Below are 22797 nucleotides of genomic sequence, written 5' to 3'. Positions count from 1 at the left end.
TACCGCCGGTTGCTCAGCTGTGGTCGACGGCTGCCTGCTGCACCGGCAGGGCGGCGACGTAACGCTCCATGAACGCGTTGAAGCCCTCGACGTCCGCCTGGTCCGGGTCGGCGGTGTCCAGCTGCGCGCCGGCGAACACCGATGTGGTCAGGAAGTCGTCCAGGCTCTGCCCGGGGGTGCGGGCGGTGAGGAACGCGGCGAGCACCGCGATGCCCCACGCGCCGCCCTCGGAGGCGAGGTTGCCGACCGACACCGGGGTGTTGATCGCGGCGGCCAGCAGCTTCTGGGCCACGCCCTCGGTCTTGAACAGGCCGCCGTGCGCGAACATCCGGTCCAGCTGCACCGACTCGGCCTTCTGCAGCACGTCCATGCCGATGCGCAGGGTGGCCAGGGCGGCGTACAGCTGGGTGCGCATGAACGTGGCCAGGTTGAGCGAGCTGCCCGGTACGCGCAGGAACAGCGGGCGGCCCTCGTGCAGCTTGGTGATCGGCTCGCCGGACAGGTTGTTGAAGGCCATCAGGCCACCGCCGTCGGGCGCGCCGTTCAGCGCCGAGCGGAACAGCGTCTCGAAGATCGTGTTGCTGTCCTTGTCGACGCCGAGCGCGGCGGCGAACTCGGCGAACAGGCCGGCCCAGGAGTTCAGCTCACTCGCGCCGTTGTTGCAGTGCACCATCGCCACGAGATCGCCGGCCGGGGTGGTGACCAGGTCGATCTCCGGGTGCATCCGGCTCAGCTCACGGTCGAGCACGATCATCGCGAAGATGCTGGTGCCGGCGCTGACGTTGCCGGTGCGGCGGGCCACCGAGTTGGTGGCGACCATGCCGGTGCCGGCGTCGCCCTCGGGCGGGCACACCGCGGCGCCGGGCTGCAGCGCGCCGCTCGGGTCGAGCAGCCGCGCGCCCTCCTCGGTGAGCGTGCCGGCCGGTTCACCGGCGGGCAGCACGGCCGGCAGCAGCTCGGCCAGCTTCAGCGGCACCCGGCCGGCGGCGAGCTCGTCGAACTGGCCCAGCATCCGGGCGTCGTAGCCGCCGGTCGCGATGTCGATCGGGAACATGCCGCTGGCGTCGCCGACACCGAGCACCTGGCGGCCGGTGAGCTTCCAGTGCACGTACCCGGCCAGGGTGGTCAGGTGGGCGAGCCGGCCGACGTGCTCCTCGCCGTTGAGCACGGCCTGGTACAGGTGGGCGATGCTCCAGCGGTGCGGGATGTTGTAGCCGAACAGCTCACTGAGCTGCTCGGAGGCGTCACCGGTGTTGGTGTTGCGCCAGGTGCGGAACGGCGTCAGCAGCTCGCCCTCGCCGTCGAAGGCCAGGTAGCCGTGCATCATCGCGGAGACGCCGAGCGCGCCGACCGTACGCAGCTCGGTGTTGTGCTTGCGGCGCACGTCCTCGGCGAGCGAGGCGAAACAGTCCTGCAGGCCGGCCCAGACCGCCTCCAGGGAGTAGGTCCAGGTCCGGTCGACGAACTGGTTCTCCCAGTCGTGGCTGCCGACCGCGATCGCCTCGTGGCCTGGGCCGGTGAGCACGGCCTTGATCCGGGTGGACCCCAACTCGATCCCGAGCGCGGTCCGGCCCTGGTCGATTGCCTCGCGCAAGTCGGCCGTCGGCCGTGCATCCTTAGTCATCGTCATGTTGTACCTCAAGCCCCCGGGCGGGTGAGACCGACCCGGTACGGAAAGCGAGACTGATCATGCGCGCAGTGCAGATTGCCCAGCACGCTGACGACCTGCCGCGTGCCACCGCCTTCTACGCCGAGCTGTTCGGCCGCGGGCCGGTCGCCTCGTTCGACCCGCCGGGGCTGGTCTTCTTCGACCTCGACGGGCAGCGCCTGCTGCTGGAGGAAGGGGCGCCCTCCGCGCTGCACTACTACCTCGTCGAGGACGTCGACGCGGTGATCGCGCGGATGCGCGCCGCCGGCACCGCCGTCGAGTCGGAGCCGCACGTCATCTTCACGCACCGCGACGACCAGCTCGGGCCCGCCGGCACCGAGGAGGTGCAGGCCTTCCTGCGCGACACCGAGGGCAACCTGGTGGGCCTCGTCGAGCATCGCCCTACTGCAGGCCGGAGCGGACCGACGTGATGCGCTGGGTGTTGAAGCCCAGCCAGTGCATGCGGCCCACGTAACGGGCGTGTTCCACCTTGAGGCAGCGGTCCACGATCACGGTCAGGCCGCCGGCCTCGGCGATGTCCGCGCCCTCCTGGTTGATCACGCCGAACTGGGTCCACAGCGTGCCGGCGCCGGCCGCCACCGACTCCCGGGCGATCTGCGGCAGCGCGTCGGGCGCGCGGAAGACGTTGACCATGTCGATCGGGATCGGTACGTCGGACAGGCTCGGATACGACGTCTCGCCGAGGATCTCCTTCTCCCGCGGGTTGACCGGCACCACCCGGTAGCCGTGCCGCTTGAGGTAGTAGCCGACGAAGTAGCTGGCCCGCAGCTCGTTGCCGGACAACCCGACGATCGCGATGGTCTTCGCCGTGTTCAGCACCCGCTGGATGGTCAGCGCGTCCTGGTACCGCGCGAGATCGGTCATCGGGCCACCTCCCGGAACGCCTGCTCGAGATCCCAGATCAGATCCTGCACGGATTCGGTGCCGACCGACAGCCGTACCGTTCCCGGGCCGACGCCCGCGGCCCGCAGCTCGTCGTCGCCCAGCTGACGGTGCGTCGTGCTGGCCGGGTGGATGATCAGGCTCTTCGCGTCGCCGACGTTGGCCAGGTGCGACCACAGCCGTACCCCGCGGATCAGGTCCTGGCCGCCCTGGCGGCCGCCGGAGACGTCGAAGGAGAACACCGCGCCGGCGCCATCCTTGAGGTATTTATCGGTCAACGGTCGATATCTGCTGTTCGGCAGACCGGGATAGCTGACGTTGGACGCCAGCGGATGTCCCTCCAGGAACTCGGCGATCCGAACGGCGTTGGCGACGTGCCGTTCCATCCGCAGCGACAACGTCTCCAGACCCTGCAGGAACAGGAACGCGTTGAACGGCGACAGCGCCCCGCCCAGGTCGCGCAGCGTCTCGGCGCGCAGCTTCATCAGGTAGCCGTAGGTGCCGAACGTCTCGTGGAACTTCAGCCCGTGGTACGCCGGCGACGGATCCGCCACCACCGGGAACCGCCCGTTCGACCAGTCGAACGTGCCGGCCTCCACCACGACACCGCCGATGCTCGTGCCGTGCCCGCCGATGAACTTGGTCGCCGAGTGCACCACGATGTCGGCGCCCCACTCGATCGGCCGGCACAGGTACGGCGTGGCGAACGTGTTGTCCACGATCAGCGGCAGCCGGTGCTCGTGGGCGATCCCGGCGACCGTCTCGATGTCCAGGACGTTGCCGGCCGGGTTGCCGATGGTCTCGCCGAAGAACGCCTTGGTGGTGGCCCGGACCGCCTTGCGCCAGGCCTCCGCGTCGTCCGGGTCGACCCAGGTCAGCTCCACGTTCATCTTGCGCAGCAGGTGTTTGAGCTGGTTGACCGTGCCGCCGTAGAGCGCCGACGACGCCACCACGTGGTCACCCGGCTCGAGCAGCGTGAACAGGGCGGCGGCCTGCGCGGCGATGCCACTGGCGAAGGCGACCGCGCCGCTGCCGCCCTCCAGGTTCGCCACCCGCTCCTCGAACACCGCGGTCGTCGGGTTCATGATCCGCGAGTACGTGTTGCCGTACTCCTGCAGATTGAAGTACGCCGCGGCGGACTCCGGGTCCTCGAAGACGTAGCTGGTGGTCTGGAAGATCGGCACCGCGCGGGCGCCGGTGTTCGGGTCGGGCCGCTGGCCGGCGTGCAGCTGGCGGGTTTCGAAGCCGAACTCGTGCGGCTCTTCTGGTCGGCTCATCGGTTCAGGAATCTCCGGACTATCGGCGTTTGGCGGGCCTCTTCGAGCAGGAAGCAGTCGTGGCCGTACGGAGCGTCGATCACGTGGCACTCGACCGGCTTGCCGAGCTCCGTCAGCGCCGCCTCGATCTCCAGGCTGGCGGTCGGCGGGTAGAGCCAGTCGGAGCTGAACGAGATCAGCAGCGTCCGCGCCTCGATGCTCTCCAGAGCCTTGACGAGAGTCGACCCGCGCGCAAGGTCGAAGTACGTCAGCGCGCGCGACGTGTAGAGGTAGGTGTTGGCGTCGAAGCGCCGGACGAACGAGGCCGCCTGATGCCGCAGGTAGCTCTCCACCTCGAACTCCGGTTCAGTGATCGTGTACCGGAGGTCGTCGCCGTCCTGCAGCCGCCGCCCGAACTTGCCGGCCAGCCCCGGCGCGGACAGGTAGGTGATGTGCCCGACCATGCGGGCCACACCCATCCCGGCCTCGGGCGCCCGGCCGGTGCCGTAGTAGCGGCCGCCCTGCCAGTCCGGGTCGCGCAGGATCGACTCCCGGGCGATCGCGTTCCACGCCACGCCCTGCGGCTGCAGCGCGTGCGTGGAGGCGATCACCACGATCGCGTCCACCTGGTCCGGGTAGGTCACCGCCCACTGCAGGGCCTGCATCCCGCCGAGCGAGCCGCCGGCCACCGCCGCGAGCCGCTCGATGCCCAGCTGGTCGAGGAACGCCCGCTCGCAGCGCACCATGTCGGCCACGGTGATGACCGGGAAGTCCGGCCCGTACGCCGCTGACGTCTCGGGGTTGATCGAACCCGGCCCGGTGGTGCCCCGGCAGCCGCCCAGCAGGTTGGTGGAGACCACGAAGAAGCGGTCGGTGTCGAACGCCTTGCCCGGTCCGATCATGCCGTCCCACCAGCCGATGCCCTTGACCGCCGGGCCGGCCCCGAAACCGTCGCGGGTGCTCTCCTCGGGCGGCGTCGCGGCGATGCCGGCCGCGTGGGCGTCGCCGCTGAGCGCGTGACAGACCAGGATGACGTTGTCGCGGGCGGGGGAGAGGGTTCCGTAGGTCTCGTAGGCGACCCGGACGCCGCTCAGCGTGCGGCCGCGGTCGAGCGGCAACGGTCCCGGCAGGTCCAGGAACCGCGTCTCCACGACCCCGACGCTTTTCATAGGCCACCCACGCTATGCCAGTGCCATGATCATTGTCTAGCATCCCGATGGGTCTTGTAGATGCGCCCGGCGACCGGAAGGATCACGTCATGACCACCACCGATAATGGCGTCAACGTACAGGCTCTGCTCGAAGCGCGCGAGGCGCTGAAGGGCGCGCCAGAGGCGGCCCAGTTCACCTGGCGGGCCACCTCCAAGTGGGAGAAGGGCGTGCACAGCACGACCACCATCCAGAACTTCTTCGGTCTCGGCCAGGAGCAGACCCACAAGAGTGAGACCACGTTCTCCGCCGACCACCCGGAGGTCTTCGCCGCCGAGGACAACGGCATCACCCCGATCGAGTACCTGTTGGTCGGCCTGGCCAGTTGCCTGACGGCCGGGGTCGCCTCGGTCGCGCAGAACCGGGGCATCCAGCTGCGCTCGGTCACCTCCACGGTCGAGGGCAACCACGACATCCGCGGCATCCTCGGCGCGGACAGCGACGTGCGCAACGGCTTCAACGACATCAAGGTCACCTTCAACATCGACGCCGACGCCAGCCCGGAGGAGATCGAGGCCCTGGTCGCGCAGTCGCAGAAGCGCTCCGCCGTCTACGACGCGCTGACCAACCCGACCAGCGTCACGGTCGAGGTCGCTTGAGCCCCACCACAGTCGTCGTCGGCGCCGGGCACGCGGGCCTGGCGGCCAGCCACTTCCTGCGCGAGCGGTCGATCGACCACGTCGTGCTGGAACGCGGCGAGGTCGCCAATGCGTGGCGGCGGGAACGCTGGGACTCGCTGCGCCTGCTCACGCCGAACTGGCTGACCCGCCTGCCCGGCCGGCCCTACGCCGGGCCGGACCCGGACGGTTACATGACAGCCGGCGAGGTGGCGTCGTTCATCACCGAGTTCGGGGCCGCGGCGCCGGTGCGGACCGGCACCACCGTCACCTCGGTGCGGCGTGCCGGCGACGGCTATCGGGTGGCCTCCGAGGGCGGCGAACTGCGCTGCCAATCGGTGATCATCGCGAGCGGGGCCTGCAACGTGCCGGTCGTGCCCGCGCTCGCCCCCGGGGTTCCGGAGCGGGTGCTGCAGCTGACGCCGTTCGACTACCGGGATCCGGCCCAGCTGCCGCACGGCGGGGTCCTGGTCGTCGGCGCGTCCGCGACCGGGGTGCAGATCGCCGCCGAGCTGCAGCGGTCCGGCCGGCAGGTCACCCTCGCGGTCGGTGAGCACGTACGCCTGCCGCGCACCCACCGCGACCGCGACGTGCTGTGGTGGATGGACGCCTCCGGTGTCTGGGCACAGCGCTACGACGAGGTCGACGACCTGAGCCGGGCCCGAAGACTGCCCTCGCCGCAGCTCGTCGGCGACCCGAAACGCGTCACGCTCGACCTGAACACCCTCACCGGCCTCGGCGTCGAACTGGTCGGCCGGATGGCGATGGTCCGCGACGGCGAGGCGCTGTTCTCCGGCGGCCTGCGCAACGTCTGCTCGCTGGCCGACCTGAAGATGAAGCGCCTGCTGGCCGGCTTCGACGAGTGGGCGGGGGAGTCCGGCCCGGCCGGCGAGATCGAACCGACCCGGGTTCCGGCCGCCGCCCGCCTGCGGCTCGACCTGCGCCGCGGCGAGATCAGTACGATCATCTGGGCGACCGGGTTCCGTCCCGACTACGGCTGGCTGGACGTGCCGGTCGTCGACGAGAAGGGCCGGCTGCGCCATGACGGCGGGGTGGTCGACAGCCCCGGCCTGTACGCGCTCGGCCTGCCGGTGCTGCGGCGGCGCCGGTCCACGTTCATCCACGGCATCGAGGACGACGCCCGGTTCGTCGTCGACCACCTCGTACGCTCGATGGCATGACGGCCACCCATCGCCGGCAGACCTCGCCGTTCGTCTGGGAGGGCGGCAGTGGCGTGGGCACGTTCCGCTCGGTGACCCGGCAGGAGCTCACCGGCGCCGAGCACGGCCAGGGCACCTCGCTGCGCTATTTCGAGGTCGGCCCCGGGCGGGCACACCACTCTGGAACGGCATGAGCACACGCACGTGGTCGTACCGATCCGCGGGCGCGGCAGCGCTCTGACAGTCGATCGCATGATGCCGCTCGCCCGGCACGACGTGGTGTTCGTGCCGTCCTGAGGCTGGCACCAGTTCCGACGAGCCGTTCGGCTTCCTGTGCGCGGTCACCGTGGACCGCGACCGCCCGGTGCTGCCGCACCGCCCCGGCCACCCGCGGCACCCGCTCCGCGAACGGCGCCCACGGCTGATCTGCCAGCCCCTGATCCTCCTTCCCGACGTGCAACCCACCGGCCGCCACCGCATAGGCCGGCGCCGCCAGCTGCTCACCGGTCATCCCCACCGCCACCAGCCCGGCCCGCCCCACCGGATCCTCCGCGCTGATCTCTTACACGGCCGTGATGACGTCGTCTGCCACAACGTGCTCCTCGTCTGCGTCACGAAAGAGGTAAGGGCTGCACTTTCCCGTTTCGATCAACCTGCTCAGACGATAGAGTCCAGGCCCGGCAGACCTCGCCCTACCATCAGGGAAATCATGAGTCGTGTGAGATTCGACCGGCACGCGCTGACGTGGCGCGTCGCCACCCGCAGCGCCAACGGCAACTGCGTCGAGGTCGCCCGGGCCGGCGATGAGATCGCGGTCCGCAATTCCCGCCACCCGGACGGCGAGATCATCGTCTACACGAGGGCGGAGTTCGCGGCCTTCCTGGACGGTGCCAAGAAGGGCGAGTTCGACGACCTGCTGGACTAGTTTCTCAGCGGGCTGACAGCGGGCTGCGAGTACTTTCCGGCACCGTGATAATCGCTGCCGTACCCTCGACGAGCCGCTGCGGGCGTTCGGCATCTGAGAGGGCGGTCTCAGCGTCTGGGGCGCGGTGGCCGGTGGAGCGGTCGGCGCCTGGGTGGCGGCCCGCAGGCTCGGCATCCCGTTGGGCGTGATCGCCGACGCGCTGGCCCCGGGCCTGCCGGTCGGTCAGGCGATCGGGCGGCTCGGCAACTGGTTCAACAACGAGGTGTACGGCAAGCTCACCACCCTGCCGTGGGGTCTGCAGGTGCACGACATGGACACCGGCGAGACCAGGCCTGGCCTCTACCACCCCGTGTTCGCGTACGAGGCACTCTGGAACCTGGGCGTGGCCGGGCTGGTCTGGTGGCTCGACCGCCACTTCACGTTCAGCCGCGGCCGGGCGTTCGCCCTGTACCTGATGGGCTACACCGCCGGCCGCTTCTGGGTCGAGCTGCTCCGGGTCGACGAGGCCAACACCCTGTTCGGCGTACGCCTCAACGTCTTCACCGCGGCCCTGGTGTTCCTGGGCGCCGCCGTCTACTTCGTCGCCGTCCGCCCGGGAAAGGCCGCCGAGCAGGCAGCTCTGACCGGAACTCAGCACGGCTGATCCTCCTGCCAGGACGCGCGCAGGTCCTTGCGGGTGTCGCGCGGCCCCGGAGAGGTGCCGCTGTCACACCGCCGGAGGGTACGCGTTAACGGCGCGTCAAAATCGGGACCGGCGGCGTAGGCATCGCGTGAACAACGCTGTCAAAGCGCTGCGGCGCGCGCTTGGCTCCATGTGCAACCCCTCGCACAACAAGGAGCTTTTCGTGGCTGACCTCGTGTTCGTCGTGCTCACGGTGGCGCTGTTCGCAGCGCTGACCGTGCTCATCAAGGCGGCCGAACGCTGATGAGCGCCGTCAACCTCGCCGGCCTGATCCTGGCCGTCGCCCTGGCCGCCCTGCTGGTGGCCGCCCTGCTCTTCCCGGAGAAGTTCTGATGGCCGGCTGGCTCTTCGTGCTGACGCTGGTCGCCGCGCTGGTGGCGGTGTACCGGCCGTTCGGCGACTACCTGTACCGCGTGGTGTCCGGCAAGCGGCACAACGCGGTCGAGCGGGGCGTGTACCGCCTGGTCGGCGTGGACCGCGACACCGAGCAGAGCTGGGGTGTCTACGCCCGCAGCGTCCTGGCGTTCTCCGCGGTCTCGATCCTGTTCCTCTACCTGTTCCTGCGGGTGCAGGACCGGCTGTGGCTTGCGCTCGGCCTGCCCGCCGTCACCGACCACATCGCCTGGAACACCGCGGTCAGCTTCGTGACGAACACGAACTGGCAGGCGTACTCCGGTGAATCGACGATGGGCCATCTGGTGCAGATGGCGGGCCTCGCGGTGCAGAACTTCGTCTCCGCGAGTGTCGGCGTCGCCGTCGCGGTGGCCCTGATGCGCGGCTTCGCCGCCCGTAAGGCGCAGGCCCTGGGCAACTTCTGGGTCGACCTGACCCGGATCACGCTGCGCGTCCTGCTGCCGGTCTGCGTGCTGGCCACGCTGGTCTTCATGGTCGCCGGCGTGGTGCAGAACCTGTCCGCGGGCACCGACATCACCACGCTGACCGGCGACAGCCAGCATCTGACCGGCGGGCCGGTGGCCTCGCAGGAGGCGATCAAGCTGCTGGGCACGAACGGTGGCGGTTTCTACAACGCCAATTCCGCCCATCCGTACGAGAATCCGACCGCCTGGACCAACTGGCTGCAGATCTTCCTGATCTTCCTGATCCCGTTCAGCATGCCGCGGGTGTTCGGCCGGATGGTCGGCCAGAACCGGCAGGGGTACGCGATCGCCGCCGTCATGGCGCTCCTGGCCCTGGGCAGCATCGCGCTGACCGTCGCCTTCGAGACGCACGGCGCCGGAACCGTCCCGCAGGCGGTCGGTGCGGCCATGGAGGGCAAGGAGACCCGGTTCGGCATCCCGAACTCGGCCACCTTCGCCGCGGCCACGACCCTGACGTCGACCGGTGCGGTCAACTCGTTCCACGACTCGTACACCGCGCTCGGCGGGATGATGCCGCTGGTCAACATGATGCTCGGCGAGGTGGCGCCGGGCGGTGCCGGCTCGGGCCTGTACGGGATGCTGATCCTCGCCGTGATCACGGTGTTCGTGGCCGGGCTGATGGTCGGGCGCACCCCGGAGTACCTGGGCAAGAAGATCGGCGCCCGCGAGATGAAGCTGGCCTCGCTGTACTTCCTGGTCACCCCGATCATCGTGCTGGCCGGCACCGCGGCGGCGTTCGCCACCGGCAACAACGCGACGGCGCTCAACGTAGGCCCGCACGGGCTTTCCGAGGTCCTGTACGCGTTCACCAGCGCCGCCAACAACAACGGCTCGGCGTTCGCCGGCATCACGGTGAACACCGCCTGGTGGGACACCGCGCTCGGCCTGGCCATGCTGCTCGGCCGGTTCCTGCCGCTGATCCTGGTCCTCGCCCTGGCCGGCTCGCTGGCCGGACAGCAGCCGGTACCGGCGTCCGAGGGCACGCTGCCCACCCACCAGCCATTGTTCGTCGGCATGGTCGCCGGCGTGACCGTCGTGCTGGTCGCCCTCACCTTCCTGCCTGCTCTCGCTCTCGGACCCCTCGCGGAGGGACTGTCATGACCGTCGTCCTGGACGACCTCGTCGAACTCGAACCGGAACCCGCGCCCGCCCCGGTCAAGGCCGGCCTGCTCGACCCGAAGCAACTGTGGCGTTCCCTGCCGGACGCGCTGCGCAAGCTGGACCCGCGCGTCATGTGGCGCAACCCGGTGATGTTCATCGTGGAGGTCGGCGCGGTCTTCACCACCGTCCTGTCGATCGCCGAGCCCAGCCTGTTCGCCTGGCTGATCACGGCCTGGTTGTGGCTGACCGTGGTCTTCGCCAACCTGGCCGAGGCGGTCGCCGAGGGCCGCGGCAAGGCGCAGGCGGCCGCGTTGCGCTCGGCCAAGCAGGACACCGTCGCCCACCTCAGGGACGGCCGGACCGTCCCGGCGCCGGAGCTGCAGCAGGGTGACGTGGTGGTCGTCGAGGCCGGGCAGATCATCCCCGGCGACGGGGACGTGATCGAGGGCATCGCCAGCGTCGACGAGTCGGCGATCACCGGCGAGTCGGCGCCGGTGATCCGCGAGTCCGGCGGCGACCGGTCCGCGGTCACCGGTGGCACCAAGGTGCTGTCCGACCGGATCGTCGTGCGGATCACGCAGAAACCGGGGGAGAGCTTCGTCGACCGGATGATCGCGCTGGTCGAGGGCGCCGACCGGCAGAAGACGCCGAACGAGATCGCGCTGAACATCCTGCTCTCCGCGCTCACGATCATCTTCCTGCTCGCGGTGGTCACCCTGCAGCCGCTGGCGATCTTCTCGAAGGCCTACCAGGCGGCGGCGCCGGACACCGCGGCGATCGACGGCGACGGGGTCACCGGGATCGTGCTGGTGTCGCTGCTGGTCTGCCTCATCCCGACCACGATCGGGGCGCTGCTCTCGGCGATCGGCATCGCCGGGATGGACCGTCTCGTGCAACGCAACGTGCTGGCGATGAGCGGGCGCGCCGTCGAGGCGGCCGGTGACGTGAACACCCTGCTGCTCGACAAGACGGGCACGATCACTCTCGGTAACCGGCAGGCTGCTTCGTTCGTACCCCTCAGCGGGGTTGATCCGAAAGATCTCGCCGACGCTGCGCAACTGAGCAGCCTGGCGGATGAGACGCCCGAGGGGCGGTCGGTCGTGGTGCTCGCCAAGAACGAGTACGGGCTGCGGGAGCGCGAGCCGGGCCTGATGGCGGACGCGGTGTGGGTGCCGTTCACCGCGCAGACCCGGATGAGTGGGGTGGATCTGGGTGAACGCCGGATCCGCAAGGGCGCGGCGGCCGCGGTGATGCGCTGGGCCGGGACCGCGGACGCCGAGGTCGACGAGATCGTCGACGGGATCAGCGCCTCCGGTGGCACGCCGCTGGTGGTGGCCGAGAACGATCGGGTGCTGGGCGTCATCCACCTCAAGGACGTGGTCAAGTCCGGGATGCGGGCGCGCTTCGACGAGATGCGGCGAATGGGCATCCGCACGGTGATGATCACGGGCGACAACCCGCGCACGGCTGCGGCGATCGCCGCCGAGGCCGGCGTCGACGACTTCCTCGCCGAGGCCACCCCGGAGGACAAACTCGCCCTGATCAGGAGGGAACAGCTGGGTGGGCGCCTGGTCGCGATGACCGGCGACGGTACGAACGACGCGCCCGCCCTAGCCCAGGCCGACGTCGGCGTGGCGATGAACACCGGCACCTCGGCCGCGAAAGAGGCCGGCAACATGGTCGACCTCGACTCCGACCCGACCAAGCTGATCGAGATCGTCGAGATCGGCAAGCAGCTTCTGATCACCCGTGGAGCGTTGACGACGTTCTCGATCGCGAACGACATCGCCAAGTACTTCGCGATCATCCCGGCCATGTTCGCGGCGGTCTACCCGGGCCTGGACACGCTCAACATCATGCGGCTGCACTCGCCGGGCTCGGCGATCCTGTCCGCGGTCATCTTCAACGCCCTGGTGATCATCGTGCTGATCCCGCTGGCCCTGCGCGGCGTGCGGTACCGGCCCTCGTCGGCGAGCGCGCTGCTGCGCCGCAACCTGCTCGTCTACGGCCTCGGCGGCGTCGTCGCGCCGTTCCTCGGCATCAAGCTCATCGACCTGTTCATCCAGCTCATCCCCGGGATCTGATCGAGATGCGCGTACCTTCCTGGCTTGCCCAGCACATCGCGGCGCTGCGCGCGCTGCTCGTCCTCACCGCGGTCCTCGGCCTCGCCTACCCCCTGCTCATGGTCGGGATCGGCCGGCTCCCCGGCCTCTCCGGCACGGCCGCCGGCTCGATGACACCCGTCGGCAGCAGCCTGATCGGCCAGTCCTTCGACGACGATCCCCGCTATTTTCATAGCCGGCCCTCGGCGACCGGTTACGCCCCCACCGCTACCGGCGCCAGCAACCTCGGCCCGGAAAGTGTGGTCGACATCCTCTCCGACGATCCGGAGACGGCCTCGCAGAGCCTGCTCACCCAGGTCTGCGCCCGCAGTCTCGCGGCCGGCGAGTTGGAGGGCGTCGACGGCAGCCGCCCCTACTGCACCTCCGACGGGGTCGGTGCGGTCCTTGCGGTCTTCTACCGCGACGGCTTCACCGGCCCGATCACCCGGGTGGTGTCGGTCAATCAGACCGGCACCCCGTTCCTCGCGGCCTACCAGGGCGTTCCCGTCGAGCCGGCCGTCAACGACGAGGACTACGTCGCTCTCGGCGGGGTGATCACCCCGATCCGCGGCGACGCGCCGGACCAGCCCGCGGTCCCGGCCGACGCGGTCACCGCCAGCGGCAGCGGCCTCGACCCGCACATCAGCCCGGCTTACGCCGAACTGCAGGCGTTTCGGGTCGCCCGCGAACGTGGTCTCGACCTCGACCGGGTCCGCGACCTGATCGCGGAGCACACCGACGGCCGGGCCCTCGGGTTCCTCGGCGAGCCCGGCGTCAACGTCCTGGAGCTGAACCTGGCTCTCGACGGCCGCTAACCGAATCGGAGACCCTTCCAACCGCCCCGCCCGCCACCCAAAAGCGGAAGGTGCCCCTCATGCCGCGCGGAGAACTGCGGATCTACCTGGGCGCCGCACCCGGCGTCGGCAAGACCTACGCCATGCTCGAGGAGGCGCACCGGCGTGCCGACCGCGGCACCGACGTGGTGATCGCCCTGGTGGAGACGCACGACCGCCCGCACACCGCCGCGATGATCGGCGACCTCGAAGTGGTGCCGCGGCGGGCGATGGCCCACCGCGGCGCCGACTTCACCGAGATGGACCTGGACGCGGTGCTGGCCCGGCGCCCGGACGTCGCGGTCGTCGACGAGCTGGCGCACACCAACGTGCCCGGCAGCCGCAACGCCAAGCGCTGGCAGGACGTGCACGCGCTGCTCGACGCCGGGATCACCGTGCTGACCACGGTGAACATCCAGCACCTGGCGTCGCTCAACGACGTGGTCGCCCGGATCACCGGCGTCGAGCAGCGCGAGACCGTGCCCGACGCCGTGGTCCGCGCCGCCGAGCAGGTCGAGCTGGTCGACATGACGCCGGAGGCGCTGCGCCGCCGGATGGCGCACGGCAACATCTACCGGCCGGAGAAGATCGATGCGGCGCTCGGCAACTGGTTCCGCACCGGCAACCTCACCGCGCTGCGCGAGCTGGCGCTGCTCTGGCTGGCCGACCAGGTCGAGGAGCAACTCGACCGGTACCGCGCCGACCACGACATCGACGACACCTGGGAGACCCGGGAGCGGGTGGTCGTGGCGCTCACCGGCGGCCGCGAGGGGGAGACCCTGATCCGGCGGGCCGCCCGGATCGCCGCCCGGACCAGAGGGGCGGACCTGCTCGCCGTACACGTCACTCGTAACGACGGCCTGGCCGGCGCCGACCCGGCCCAGCTGGCCCGGCAGCGGGTGCTGGTGGAGAGCCTCGGCGGCTCCTACCACCAGGTGGTCGGCACCGACGTCCCGCAGGCGCTGCTCGACTTCGCCCGCGGCGTCAACGCCACCCAGATCGTGCTCGGCGCGTCCAGCCGGGGCCGGGCCGCGCAGCTGTTCGCCGCCGGGGTGGGCGTCACCACGATCGCCCGGTCCGGCTCGATCGACGTACACCTGGTCACCCACGAACGGGCCGGCCGCGGCCGCCGCCGGGGGCCGATCCCGGCGGCGCTGTCCCGCAGCCGGCGCCTCGCCGGGTTCGGCACGGTCCTGGCCGGCCTGCCGCTGCTCACCGTGCTGCTCACCACCGGTCCCGCGTTGTCGCTGGTCAACGACATCCTGCTGTTCCTGGCCGCGGTCGTCGGGGTGGCGCTGATCGGCGGGCTGTGGCCGGCCCTGGCCGCGGCGGTCGGCGGATCGTTGCTGCTCAACTGGTTCTTCACCCCGCCGGTCGGCCGCTTCACGATCGCCGAGGGGCAGAACCTGCTCGCCCTGGCGATCTTCATCGTGGTGGCGCTCGCCGTCAGTTGGGTCGTGGACACCGCGGCCCGCAGGACCCGCCAGGCCGCACAGGCCGCCGCCGACGCCGAGACGCTGTCCACGGTGGCCGGTAGCGTGCTGCGCGGCGAGCGCCCGCTGACCGCGCTGCTCGGCCGGCTCCGCGAGACGTTCTCCCTCGACTCGGTCACCCTGCTGGCGGACGGGCTGGTCGTGGCGGGCGTGGGGCAGCCGGCCTGCGGGCGGGCTGCCGAGGCGGACATCGAGGTCAGAGCCGATGACCACGTGCTGATGCTGATCAAAGGCCGGCTGTTGCAGGCCTCCGACCGGCGCATCGTCGAGGCGTTCGCCGCGCAGGCCGCGATCGCGTTCAAGCAGGGAAAACTGGCCGATGCGGCCGCGACCAACAGGTTACGCACGGCACTGCTCGCGGCGGTCAGCCACGATCTGCGTACGCCCCTCGCGTCCGCCAAGGCCGCGGTGGCCGGACTGCGCAACCGCGACGTGCACTTCGACGACGAGGACCGGGACGAGCTGCTGGCCACCGCCGACGAGTCGCTCGACCGGCTGCACCGGCTCGTCGCCAACCTGCTCGACATGAGCCGGCTGCAGGCCGGTGCGCTCGGCGTCGCCGCGGTCGACCTGGGCGCCGAGGAGGTCGTACCGATGGCGCTGGAAGATCTCGGCCCGGAAGGCCGCCGCGTCCTGGTGCGCGTGCCCGATGACCTGCCGATGTTGCGGGCCGACCCCGGCCTGCTGGAGCGGGTGCTGGTCAATCTGGTCACCAATGCGCTGCGGCACAGCCCGCCGGACCAGCCGCCGATGATCACCGGCAGCGCGCACGGCGACACCGTCGAACTGCGGATCATCGACCGCGGCCCCGGCATCCCGGCTGCGAAGCGGGACGACGTGTTCCTGCCGTTCCAGCGGCTCGGCGACCGCGACAACCACACCGGCACCGGCCTCGGCCTGGCCCTGTCCCGCGGCCTGACCGAGGCGATGGGTGGCACGCTCACCCCCGACGACACGCCGGGCGGCGGTCTCACCATGATCCTCGCCCTGCCGGCGGTCACCCCCTGACCGCGTCACGGTCGCCGCGTCAACGGAGCGTCAAAAGTGTGCTCGCATTCGTACCAGCGGCCGCGCTCGCCGAAGCACGAGTCGCTGGAGTCGCTGCTGCTGCGCGACCGCCCGGCGGCAGTGAGCCGGTACCGGCCCGGCGGTCAGAGGCAGGGCGGGGTGTAGCGGTGGACGCGCAGCCCCCGGAACTCCAGTTCGTTCGCGGTCTTGCCGACGAAGACCAGGCCGCGCGCCTCGCTGAGCGCGGCGGCGAATGAGTGCGCCGGCTCGCCGAGCTCCGGCACGTGGGTCCAGGCCTGCGGCCGGAAGCTGAAGAACCGGGTGACCGTCCGCCCGTGGGTGGACGGGATCCGGGTGGCCCACTGCGCGCCACCGCTCCAGTGCGACGCCGGCCGGAGCTGCACGTAAAGATCCTCGGTAGCGCTGTAGGTGAGCCGGAAGCCCGCTGAGCGGGACAGGTCGGCCTGGGCCTCGAACTGGTTGCCCAGCCAGACCACCACCACGTGCCACTCGTCGTTCAGGAAGGTGACCTTGGCGGTGTACCCCTTCCGCGCCGGGACGAGCAGACTGCCGGTGGCCGGTATGGTGGTGCCTTCGCCGCTGGCCAGCCACTGCTGAAGGCGGTCGATCGACGGGGTCGCGCACTCCCGGGACTTCCCGGGACCGGCAGCCGCCGCGGGCGCCACCAGGGCCGGCACCGCCAGCACGACAACCGAGAGTGCCACCGCAACCGGCATCCTCCGCATGAAATCTGCCCCCTCGCGAATAGTAAATGTTGTTCAGAGTTTCCGGATCGCACGCCGCCCAGTCAAGGGGATCGATGTTCTGGAGTGCCGCCGAGCTCTCGGCAGCGATCCGCAGCCGCGCGGTGAGCTGCGTCGACGTGATGACCGCGTACCTCGGCCGGATCGACGAGCTCAACCCGAAGGTCAACGCGATCGTCAATCTGCGCCCGCGCGCCGAGCTGCTGGCCGAGGCCGCCGAGAAGGACCGGCTGCTGAGCCGGGGCATCCATCAGGGCTGGATGCACGGCTTCCCGCACGCCGTGAAGGACCTCGCCGACGTCGCCGGGCTCGAGACCAGCTACGGCCTGATACCGCCGGGGGCCGCCGGGCCGGCCACCGCGGACTCGCTGTTCGTCGAGCGCATCCGGGCCGCCGGCGCGATCTTCATCGGCAAGACCAACGTCCCGGAGCTGGGGCTCGGCTCGCACACCTACAACAACGTCTTCGGTACGACCTACAACGCCTACGACCACACGAAGTCCGCAGGTGGCAGCAGTGGCGGCGCGGCCGTCGCGGTGGCCCTGCGGATGGTCCCGGTCGCCGACGGCAGCGACTTCATGGGTTCGCTGCGCAACCCGCCCGGCTGGAACAACGTCTACGGCCTGCGCCCGTCGGTGGGCCGGGTCCCGTCCTTCGGCGGGGAGAAGTTCGTCGCCCAGGCCGGTGTCGAGGGGCCGATCGCGCGTACCGCCACCGACCTCGGGTTGCTGCTGCGCACGATGGCCGGCTACGACGCCCGCGCCCCGCTCTCCCTGCACGGCGACAGCCCGCGCACACCATCCCTGCATGGCAGGAGGATCGCCTGGTTCGGCGACCTCGGCGGTTACCTGCCGATGGAACCAGAGGTCCTCGCGATCACCCAGGCCGCGCTCAGCCACTTCACCGCTCTCGGCATGACCGTCGACACCCTCGATGATCTGCCCGCCGCGGGCACGTTCACCGGCAACGAGAGCCTCTGGCCGACGTGGCTGACGCTGCGGCACTGGCTGGCCGGCATGTCCGTCAAGGCCGTCCACGACGTCCCGGCGCTGCGTGCCCGGCTCAAACCCGAGGCGCTCTTCGAGTACGAGGGCCTCACCGGGCTGTCCGCGATCGAGGTGCACCAGGCCTCCGAGGCGCGCAGCGGCCTTTACGAGGCCTTCCGCCGGCTCTTCGAGACGTACGAGTACGCCGTACTGCCCACCGCCCAGGTGCTGCCCTTCGACGCCGCCCTGCACTGGCCGCAGCGGATCGGCGACACCGAGATGACCACCTACCACCGGTGGATGGAGGTCACCGCGATCGGCACTCTGATCAACGCCCCGGTCCTGGCCGTCCCGGCCGGCTTCAGCGCCGCCGGCCTCCCGATCGGGTTGCAGATCATCGGCCGCAACCACGACGACTTCGCCCTGCTGGATCTCGCCGCCGCCTGGGAGGCCCGGACCGCTACCCGGTGACCGGCTGCCGCAGGATGGTGCGCTGCTTCTCCGGCGCCACCTTACGGAAGTCGCTGAGGTAGATCTCGTGATGCTTTCCGGTCATCCGCAGCCCCTGGCCGGGGATGAACTCGTCGTGCAGCTCGGCCAGCACCTTCGTCTCGTCGTCGAACGAGCCGATGTGCAACGTCTGCACGCACCGCCCTTCGGACAGGCTCTCCAGGCGGACGCCCTGCTTGCCGGCCCGCTCGACCGCGGTGGCGAACATGTCCTGGCTGATCCAGTCCGGCGTCATGAGCATCAGCGTCCAGTCCCACCGCGACTTGTCCCGCGCCGCGGTGAACGACTCCATGTCGTCGGCCCACCACAGGCCCTCCAGCGGCGGGACGACGTAATCACGCCCCAGGTCCTGCTTGCTGGCGAACTTCAGCTTGTAGGCCACCGGGTACAGCGTCTGGATCGCCTCGGCGAAGGCCGGCGAACTGTTCGGATCCCCATGTCCGTCGATCATGAGGTACCGCAGCTCCGGCACGTCCAAGAACCGGAACCGGCCCTGCCGCGCCTGATAGCCGTCGAGCGTCTTCTTGAAGTCGATCTTGTTGGTCATCCGTCACCTCAGGATTGGCTGCCCGGATCCGCGGGTATGCGTGCGCGGGCTGGTGCTGTACTCGCGAGATGGTTCCCGGTCAAGGCTCTGGACGGCAAACTGGGACCGTCCAGAGCCGCCTCATTGCCGAAAGGGCCGCGACGATGGCACAGGATCGAGGGAGCCGCGGCGGCAAGGGGCAGCCGTCGATCAATTACACCGCGGGCGTACGCGCGAACGAGCTCGCCGAGACCTTGAGCGATCTGGCCCGCTCACTTCAGGACGAACGCGATGTCGACGACACCCTCACCGCGATCGTGTCCGCTGCCGTGCACACCGTGCCCGGCACCCGGTACGCCGGGATCACCGTCGTGCAGGCCCGCCGTGCCGTGGAGACCCGCGCCGCGAGTGACGAGCTGGTCCGCAAGGTCGACGAGGCGCAGTACGACACCGGGCAGGGGCCCTGCCTGGACGCCACCTGGGTGCAGCAGACCGTCCGGCTGACCGACATGGCCGCCGAACAACGCTGGCCCGAGTTCACCCGGCGGGCCGCGCATCTCGGCGTCCGCAGCATGCTCTCCTTCCAGCTCTTCGTGACCCGCGACAACCTGGGCGCGCTGAACCTGTACTCCGACGAGCCGGAGGCGTTCACCGACGAGTCGGAGTACGTCGGCCTGCTGTTCGCCGCGCACGCCGCTGTCGCGCTCGTCGGCGCTCAGCAGCATCAGTCCCTGACCCTGGCCGTCTCGATGCGTGACCTCATCGGGCAGGCCAAGGGCATCCTGATGGAACGGCACCGGATCAGCGCCGACCAGGCCTTCGAGCTCCTGGTCCGGGCCAGCCAGCGGACCAACACGAAACTGGCCGAGATCGCCCGCGTGCTCACCGAGACCGGTGAGCTGCCACGGCCCGGCAAGCGCCGGTGATGGTCACTCGACCAGGTCGAAGACGCCGATCAGGCCGGTGATGGCGAGGACCTGGCGCACCGGGGGAGCGGGATCGCGCAGGCGCAGATGCCGTCCGGCGGCCCGGGCGACCGTCCGGCAGCGCAGCAGCGCCCGGATCCCGCCGGAGTCGAGGAACGTCAGGCCGTTGATGTCGAGGTCGATCGGGTCGGCTGCCGGGTCGTCGAGCGTGGCGCGGAAGGCCGCCACCAGCTGGTCGGTGTTGAGTCCGTCGAGCACACCGGTCGAATACAGCGTGACCGCATGGCCGTCGACGGCCGTGGGACCAATGATGTGCAGGTCATGGCGGTGGGCAGGAGGAGCGGTGCGGAGATCCATGAATTGTCCCCAGACGATTGGGGCCGCCGCGTTCCCTCACTGTTGAAGGCAAGGACTGCCGTCCCTGACAGTACCGCAGTTTCGTGCGCCGGCGCTCAACCGGCGGTGGTCCATGCCGCCAGAGCCGCCAGCACCGCACGGAGATCACCGGTACCCTGATGGATCCGTCGCTGCCGGCCGGCGCCGTCGCCGGTGTGCCGCAGCCGGGCCAGCTCGTCCACGACCAGATTGAGGTCGCCGCTGAACAGCAGGGCGGGGCTGACCGTGGCGAAGAACTCGTCGATCAGCTCCCAGGCCGGCCGGGCGCGGCCGAGGCGCAGGTCGACGAGTTCGCCGTCGAGACCGTCACGGGCGGCCTGCCAGTGCGCGGCCTCGACGATGCAGTCCTGCGGTTTCGGCGCGGGCCGATGGTCGAGGACGTCGGTGACGGCGGTGGCGACCGCGGCCCGGACCAGCGCGGTGACCAGGACAGCGTCGTCGACGTCGGTGCAGACGTCACCGACGCTGACCTCCACGGCCGGCTGCGTGGGGGCGAGCCGGGCATGCCAGCCGGCCCCGTCGAGCATGACCCCGTAGGTGCGCAGGCCGGCCAGGGTGGTCTCGTAGTCGGCGAGGGTGTCGAAGTGCGGCGTCGGGCCCACCCCGGGCCGGCGCAGCAGCTGCACCGCTCGCCAGCTGGCGTACCCGGTGTCGATGCCACCGGCGAACGGGGAGTTGCTGGTGAGCGCCTGGATCACCGGCAGCCAGACCCGCAGGTGGTTGCAGACCTGCACGGCGAGTTCCCGGTCCGGCACGCCGACCTGCACGTGCATACCGCAGACCGCGGGGTCGAGCGCCAGTAGGTCGTACCGGCCGATGATCTTCAGGAACGACGTGTCGGCCGCGGGCTCCTGCCCGGCTTCGCCGACCGGGGTGGCGCCGATCGCGACCAGCCGGGCGCCGGCGTCGGCTGCCGCGGTCGCGGCCCGGCGGCGCTGGGCGAGCAGCCGGGTACGCACGTCGCGCAGGTCGGTGCACACGCCGGAGCTGAGGCTGATCTTGCCGGGCGCGGTCTCCGGACCGCCGTGGTCGCCGCCCGCGACATTGTCGCCGGTCACCGGATCGAGCAGCAGAAACTCCTCGGTCACCCCGACACGGAGCTCAGCCGGCGCCGGGCCGCCGGTGACCGTACTGCCGGTGGTGATCGTGGAAGTCATCGCTTCGTCCCTTCGACATGCGCCGGGGTGCCGGTGCGGCGCGCTGGCTACCCGCGGCCACCGGTCTTGAAACGGATCACGATCAGTCCGGCCGATTCCGTGGGCCGCGAGTTTGCCGGCCTGATGGCCGCCGACGTGCGGGCGGTTCTCGGCGGTGACGCCTGCGCCGATCGGTTCCGGGGCGAACGAACGCGAGCCGGCGGCGCGCGGCATCACCGGGGATCCCGGCAGTGGTGATCGGCAGCCGGCCGCCGATCCCGGGTCTCCAGCCGACCAGCGACCTGCTGCGTCAGCGGCCGGGTTCGCCCAGGCCGCCGACCAGCCGGGTGGGGTGGTAGCGCAGGTAGCGCGGGGCGACGCCCGGGTAGGCCGCGCCGGCCTCGTTGAGGTCGGTGGGTCGCAGGCTCGGCCAGCGGCCGGTTGTGACGCGGTGCTCGAGGGCGTGCAGGGCGGTGAGGTGCTCGCTCGGGCGGAACACGCAGTGGCCGGACGTGTCGACGTAGAGGCTGCGGAAGCGGTCGGCGCGAGGCTGAGCGTGTTCGGCGTACCAGTTGACCTGCTCGACCGGGACCAGCTCGTCGGCGACGGTGTGGATGGCCAGGTGCGGCACCCGCAGCGGCCCGGTGGCCATCGACGAGCGGCGCAGATCGGCAACCGCCCACGGGTCCGCGGTGATGTCGGCGGTCGCGGTGAGGTGGTCGAGGTCGGCGCGCAGGTCCAGGCCGGCGTCGCGGTACAGGGCTTTGACCTGCGCCGACCGTACGCTGCCGGCGAGCAGAGCGCGGTAGTCGACGTCCTTGTTGAAGGCGCTGTTGCCGCCTGCCGAGAGTTCGATCTGCTGGCGGCCCGTGACATACAGGGTGAGGGCGCCGGCCAGCAGGGTGCGGTACTGGTGTTCCTGCTGGGTGACGTAGTCGTCCGGTGCGGGCCGGGGCTCTCCGCGTACCCAGCCGGTCAGGTTGAACAGGGCGGCGGCCAGCGCGATCCGGGCGCGCCCTTCTGCGGTGGCCTGCGCCTCGGTGACCAGGGCGGTGATCTCGGCGGCGGCCTGGGCGGCCTGCGCCGGACTCGTGTAGCGGACCAGCGGGATCTCCCGGCCGGGCGCCAGCAGCTCGGTGAGCGCGTGCAGGCCGTCGAGCTGGTAGTTGTTCAGATTCAGGCCGCCGGCCACGATGCCGCAGGTGGTCAGCGCGCCGTCGATCTCGCCGCGGGGCTGGTGCGCCTGGCGGGCGCTGACCAGGCCGCCCATCGAGCGGCCGACCGCGATCGTGCGGCGCGGCTCGGCGCCGAGCACGGCGGTGAACGCGTCCAGCGCGGCGAACTGGTCGTCGAGGGCGGTCTCCAGGGCCCACCAGGTCGGACCGGAATAGGAGGAGCCGACCATCGCGTACCCCTCGGCGAGCAGCAGGTCGCGGGTCTGGACGTCGGGCGAGTCCTGTGGCAGCAGCGGCCCGAAGCCGTGCGCGAAGAGCAGGACCGTGCCGTTCCAGCGCTGCGGGATGTGGCCGAGCCAGGTCGCGCCGTTGGCGAGCGTGCCCCGGTGCTCGCCCGGTGGTGGCGCGGCGCCGTGCGCGGCCGCCGGGGTGGCCGCCGTCGTCATCGTCAGGACGACCGCGAGGACCAGATGGGAGAGGCGTTTCACGGGTGACCTCCTGCCGTGTCGGTGCCATCGTCGCGGCCCATAGTTGAGAAAGTCAAACATTGAAGTTCTCAAATGG

At 70.6% G+C, this 22797-nt stretch carries 22 protein-coding genes and 1 pseudogene; 14 read left to right on the top strand and 9 right to left on the bottom strand.

The window, feature by feature from the left end:
• Positions 1 to 13 precede the first annotated feature (13 nt).
• Positions 14 to 1624, bottom strand: coding sequence for a xylulokinase (locus OHA21_RS20080; protein ID WP_328475727.1), 1611 nt, complete (start codon positions 1622 to 1624; stop codon positions 14 to 16).
• A 65-nt stretch (positions 1625 to 1689) separates the two neighbouring features.
• Here OHA21_RS20080 and OHA21_RS20075 point away from each other — a divergent pair, with 65 nt between their 5' ends.
• A complete protein-coding gene (locus OHA21_RS20075; RefSeq protein ID WP_328475725.1) occupies positions 1690 to 2079 on the top strand; it encodes a VOC family protein in 390 nt (129 codons plus the stop codon).
• On the opposite strand, the gene OHA21_RS20070 is transcribed toward OHA21_RS20075, so the two are convergent.
• Genes OHA21_RS20070 through metX form a run of 3 tightly spaced genes read right to left on the bottom strand, consistent with a single transcriptional unit; the run spans position 2051 to position 4976 of the window.
• Positions 2051 to 2533, bottom strand: coding sequence for a CoA-binding protein (locus OHA21_RS20070; protein ID WP_328475723.1), 483 nt, complete (start codon positions 2531 to 2533; stop codon positions 2051 to 2053). The two genes, OHA21_RS20075 and OHA21_RS20070, sit on opposite strands and share 29 nt — an antisense overlap.
• Complete coding sequence (locus OHA21_RS20065) at positions 2530 to 3828, bottom strand: O-acetylhomoserine aminocarboxypropyltransferase/cysteine synthase family protein (protein ID WP_328475721.1); 1299 nt, start codon at positions 3826 to 3828, stop codon at positions 2530 to 2532. Before OHA21_RS20065 ends, OHA21_RS20070 begins: the two co-directional genes overlap by 4 nt.
• The gene (gene metX, locus OHA21_RS20060; protein WP_328475719.1) at positions 3825 to 4976 is read right to left on the bottom strand and encodes a homoserine O-acetyltransferase MetX; all 1152 of its coding nucleotides are present in this window, start codon (positions 4974 to 4976) and stop codon (positions 3825 to 3827) included. The genes OHA21_RS20065 and metX overlap by 4 nt, the downstream gene beginning before the upstream one ends.
• 89 nt (positions 4977 to 5065) lie before the next feature.
• On the opposite strand from metX, the gene OHA21_RS20055 reads away from it, so the two are divergent.
• The 11 genes and pseudogenes from OHA21_RS20055 to OHA21_RS20005 all read left to right on the top strand — a co-directional run bounded on the left by OHA21_RS20055 (position 5066) and on the right by OHA21_RS20005 (position 15814).
• Entirely contained in the window at positions 5066 to 5614 is a 549-nt protein-coding gene (locus OHA21_RS20055) for an OsmC family protein (protein WP_328475717.1), read from the top strand.
• Positions 5611 to 6813: an NAD(P)-binding domain-containing protein gene (locus OHA21_RS20050; RefSeq protein WP_328475715.1), complete on the top strand. Its 1203-nt coding sequence runs from the start codon at positions 5611 to 5613 to the stop codon at positions 6811 to 6813. Before OHA21_RS20055 ends, OHA21_RS20050 begins: the two co-directional genes overlap by 4 nt.
• The gene (locus OHA21_RS20045; RefSeq protein WP_328475713.1) at positions 6810 to 6986 is read left to right on the top strand and encodes a hypothetical protein; all 177 of its coding nucleotides are present in this window, start codon (positions 6810 to 6812) and stop codon (positions 6984 to 6986) included. Before OHA21_RS20050 ends, OHA21_RS20045 begins: the two co-directional genes overlap by 4 nt.
• Before the next feature lie 515 nt (positions 6987 to 7501).
• The gene (locus OHA21_RS20040) at positions 7502 to 7717 is read left to right on the top strand and encodes a DUF397 domain-containing protein (RefSeq protein WP_328475711.1); all 216 of its coding nucleotides are present in this window, start codon (positions 7502 to 7504) and stop codon (positions 7715 to 7717) included.
• Positions 7718 to 7814: 97 nt separating this feature from the next.
• Positions 7815 to 8309, top strand: a pseudogene (locus OHA21_RS20035) (prolipoprotein diacylglyceryl transferase family protein); the annotation flags it as partial.
• A gap of 178 nt (positions 8310 to 8487) precedes the next feature.
• Positions 8488 to 8643 carry a hypothetical protein gene (locus OHA21_RS20030; RefSeq protein WP_328475710.1) on the top strand — a complete coding sequence of 52 codons (156 nt, stop codon included), beginning with the start codon at positions 8488 to 8490 and terminating at the stop codon, positions 8641 to 8643.
• A complete protein-coding gene (locus OHA21_RS20025; RefSeq protein WP_328475708.1) occupies positions 8643 to 8732 on the top strand; it encodes a potassium-transporting ATPase subunit F in 90 nt (29 codons plus the stop codon). The genes OHA21_RS20030 and OHA21_RS20025 overlap by 1 nt, the downstream gene beginning before the upstream one ends.
• The gene (gene kdpA, locus OHA21_RS20020) at positions 8732 to 10378 is read left to right on the top strand and encodes a potassium-transporting ATPase subunit KdpA (protein WP_328475706.1); all 1647 of its coding nucleotides are present in this window, start codon (positions 8732 to 8734) and stop codon (positions 10376 to 10378) included. The genes OHA21_RS20025 and kdpA overlap by 1 nt, the downstream gene beginning before the upstream one ends.
• The gene (gene kdpB, locus OHA21_RS20015) at positions 10375 to 12462 is read left to right on the top strand and encodes a potassium-transporting ATPase subunit KdpB (protein ID WP_328475704.1); all 2088 of its coding nucleotides are present in this window, start codon (positions 10375 to 10377) and stop codon (positions 12460 to 12462) included. Before kdpA ends, kdpB begins: the two co-directional genes overlap by 4 nt.
• A gap of 5 nt (positions 12463 to 12467) precedes the next feature.
• The gene (locus OHA21_RS20010) at positions 12468 to 13295 is read left to right on the top strand and encodes a potassium-transporting ATPase subunit C (protein ID WP_328475702.1); all 828 of its coding nucleotides are present in this window, start codon (positions 12468 to 12470) and stop codon (positions 13293 to 13295) included.
• Positions 13296 to 13354: 59 nt separating this feature from the next.
• Positions 13355 to 15814 carry a sensor histidine kinase gene (locus OHA21_RS20005; protein WP_328475701.1) on the top strand — a complete coding sequence of 820 codons (2460 nt, stop codon included), beginning with the start codon at positions 13355 to 13357 and terminating at the stop codon, positions 15812 to 15814.
• A 143-nt stretch (positions 15815 to 15957) separates the two neighbouring features.
• Here the strand turns inward: OHA21_RS20005 and OHA21_RS20000 are convergent, their stop codons facing one another.
• A complete protein-coding gene (locus OHA21_RS20000; protein WP_328475699.1) occupies positions 15958 to 16539 on the bottom strand; it encodes a hypothetical protein in 582 nt (193 codons plus the stop codon).
• A 95-nt stretch (positions 16540 to 16634) separates the two neighbouring features.
• Between OHA21_RS20000 and OHA21_RS19995 the strand changes: the two genes are divergently transcribed.
• Positions 16635 to 18035, top strand: a complete 1401-nt coding sequence (locus OHA21_RS19995) for an amidase (RefSeq protein ID WP_328475697.1) — start codon at positions 16635 to 16637, stop codon at positions 18033 to 18035.
• Here the strand turns inward: OHA21_RS19995 and OHA21_RS19990 are convergent.
• Positions 18025 to 18621 carry a GyrI-like domain-containing protein gene (locus tag OHA21_RS19990; protein WP_328475695.1) on the bottom strand — a complete coding sequence of 199 codons (597 nt, stop codon included), beginning with the start codon at positions 18619 to 18621 and terminating at the stop codon, positions 18025 to 18027. The two genes, OHA21_RS19995 and OHA21_RS19990, sit on opposite strands and share 11 nt — an antisense overlap.
• A gap of 143 nt (positions 18622 to 18764) precedes the next feature.
• Between OHA21_RS19990 and OHA21_RS19985 the strand changes: the two genes are divergently transcribed.
• On the top strand, positions 18765 to 19526 hold the full coding sequence (locus OHA21_RS19985) for a GAF and ANTAR domain-containing protein (protein ID WP_328475693.1): 762 nt from the start codon (positions 18765 to 18767) through the stop codon (positions 19524 to 19526).
• Between the two features lie 3 nt (positions 19527 to 19529).
• On the opposite strand, the gene OHA21_RS19980 is transcribed toward OHA21_RS19985, so the two are convergent.
• The 3 genes from OHA21_RS19980 to OHA21_RS19970 form a co-directional block, all read right to left on the bottom strand.
• On the bottom strand, positions 19530 to 19883 hold the full coding sequence (locus OHA21_RS19980) for an STAS domain-containing protein (protein ID WP_328475691.1): 354 nt from the start codon (positions 19881 to 19883) through the stop codon (positions 19530 to 19532).
• 95 nt (positions 19884 to 19978) lie between these two features.
• Positions 19979 to 21079: a carboxylate-amine ligase gene (locus tag OHA21_RS19975; protein ID WP_328475689.1), complete on the bottom strand. Its 1101-nt coding sequence runs from the start codon at positions 21077 to 21079 to the stop codon at positions 19979 to 19981.
• 289 nt (positions 21080 to 21368) lie between these two features.
• The gene (locus tag OHA21_RS19970) at positions 21369 to 22721 is read right to left on the bottom strand and encodes a hypothetical protein (RefSeq protein ID WP_328475687.1); all 1353 of its coding nucleotides are present in this window, start codon (positions 22719 to 22721) and stop codon (positions 21369 to 21371) included.
• Positions 22722 to 22797: the final 76 nt, after the last annotated feature.

It is taken from the genome of Actinoplanes sp. NBC_00393 (assembly GCF_036053395.1).
In the GTDB taxonomy this organism is placed as follows: domain Bacteria; phylum Actinomycetota; class Actinomycetes; order Mycobacteriales; family Micromonosporaceae; genus Actinoplanes.
This window is presented reverse-complemented; position numbering and strand designations above follow the sequence as displayed.

Bases quoted from the DNA above. Each gene is read 5' to 3' on its own strand.
- metX (WP_328475719.1), bottom strand. From the start codon at position 4,976: ATGAAAAGCGTCGGGGTCGTGGAGACGCGGTTCCTGGACCTGCCGGGA.
- OHA21_RS19980 (WP_328475691.1), bottom strand. From the start codon at position 19,883: ATGGATCTCCGCACCGCTCCTCCTGCCCACCGCCATGACCTGCACATC.
- OHA21_RS20070 (WP_328475723.1), bottom strand. From the start codon at position 2,533: ATGACCGATCTCGCGCGGTACCAGGACGCGCTGACCATCCAGCGGGTG.
- kdpB (WP_328475704.1), top strand. From the start codon at position 10,375: ATGACCGTCGTCCTGGACGACCTCGTCGAACTCGAACCGGAACCCGCG.
- OHA21_RS20065 (WP_328475721.1), bottom strand. From the start codon at position 3,828: ATGAGCCGACCAGAAGAGCCGCACGAGTTCGGCTTCGAAACCCGCCAG.
- OHA21_RS19985 (WP_328475693.1), top strand. From the start codon at position 18,765: ATGGCACAGGATCGAGGGAGCCGCGGCGGCAAGGGGCAGCCGTCGATC.
- OHA21_RS20080 (WP_328475727.1), bottom strand. From the start codon at position 1,624: ATGACTAAGGATGCACGGCCGACGGCCGACTTGCGCGAGGCAATCGAC.
- OHA21_RS20025 (WP_328475708.1), top strand. From the start codon at position 8,643: ATGAGCGCCGTCAACCTCGCCGGCCTGATCCTGGCCGTCGCCCTGGCC.
- OHA21_RS19995 (WP_328475697.1), top strand. From the start codon at position 16,635: ATGTTCTGGAGTGCCGCCGAGCTCTCGGCAGCGATCCGCAGCCGCGCG.
- kdpA (WP_328475706.1), top strand. From the start codon at position 8,732: ATGGCCGGCTGGCTCTTCGTGCTGACGCTGGTCGCCGCGCTGGTGGCG.
- OHA21_RS19990 (WP_328475695.1), bottom strand. From the start codon at position 18,621: ATGACCAACAAGATCGACTTCAAGAAGACGCTCGACGGCTATCAGGCG.
- OHA21_RS20005 (WP_328475701.1), top strand. From the start codon at position 13,355: ATGCCGCGCGGAGAACTGCGGATCTACCTGGGCGCCGCACCCGGCGTC.
- OHA21_RS20045 (WP_328475713.1), top strand. From the start codon at position 6,810: ATGACGGCCACCCATCGCCGGCAGACCTCGCCGTTCGTCTGGGAGGGC.
- OHA21_RS20010 (WP_328475702.1), top strand. From the start codon at position 12,468: ATGCGCGTACCTTCCTGGCTTGCCCAGCACATCGCGGCGCTGCGCGCG.
- OHA21_RS20055 (WP_328475717.1), top strand. From the start codon at position 5,066: ATGACCACCACCGATAATGGCGTCAACGTACAGGCTCTGCTCGAAGCG.
- OHA21_RS20040 (WP_328475711.1), top strand. From the start codon at position 7,502: ATGAGTCGTGTGAGATTCGACCGGCACGCGCTGACGTGGCGCGTCGCC.
- OHA21_RS19975 (WP_328475689.1), bottom strand. From the start codon at position 21,079: ATGACTTCCACGATCACCACCGGCAGTACGGTCACCGGCGGCCCGGCG.
- OHA21_RS20075 (WP_328475725.1), top strand. From the start codon at position 1,690: ATGCGCGCAGTGCAGATTGCCCAGCACGCTGACGACCTGCCGCGTGCC.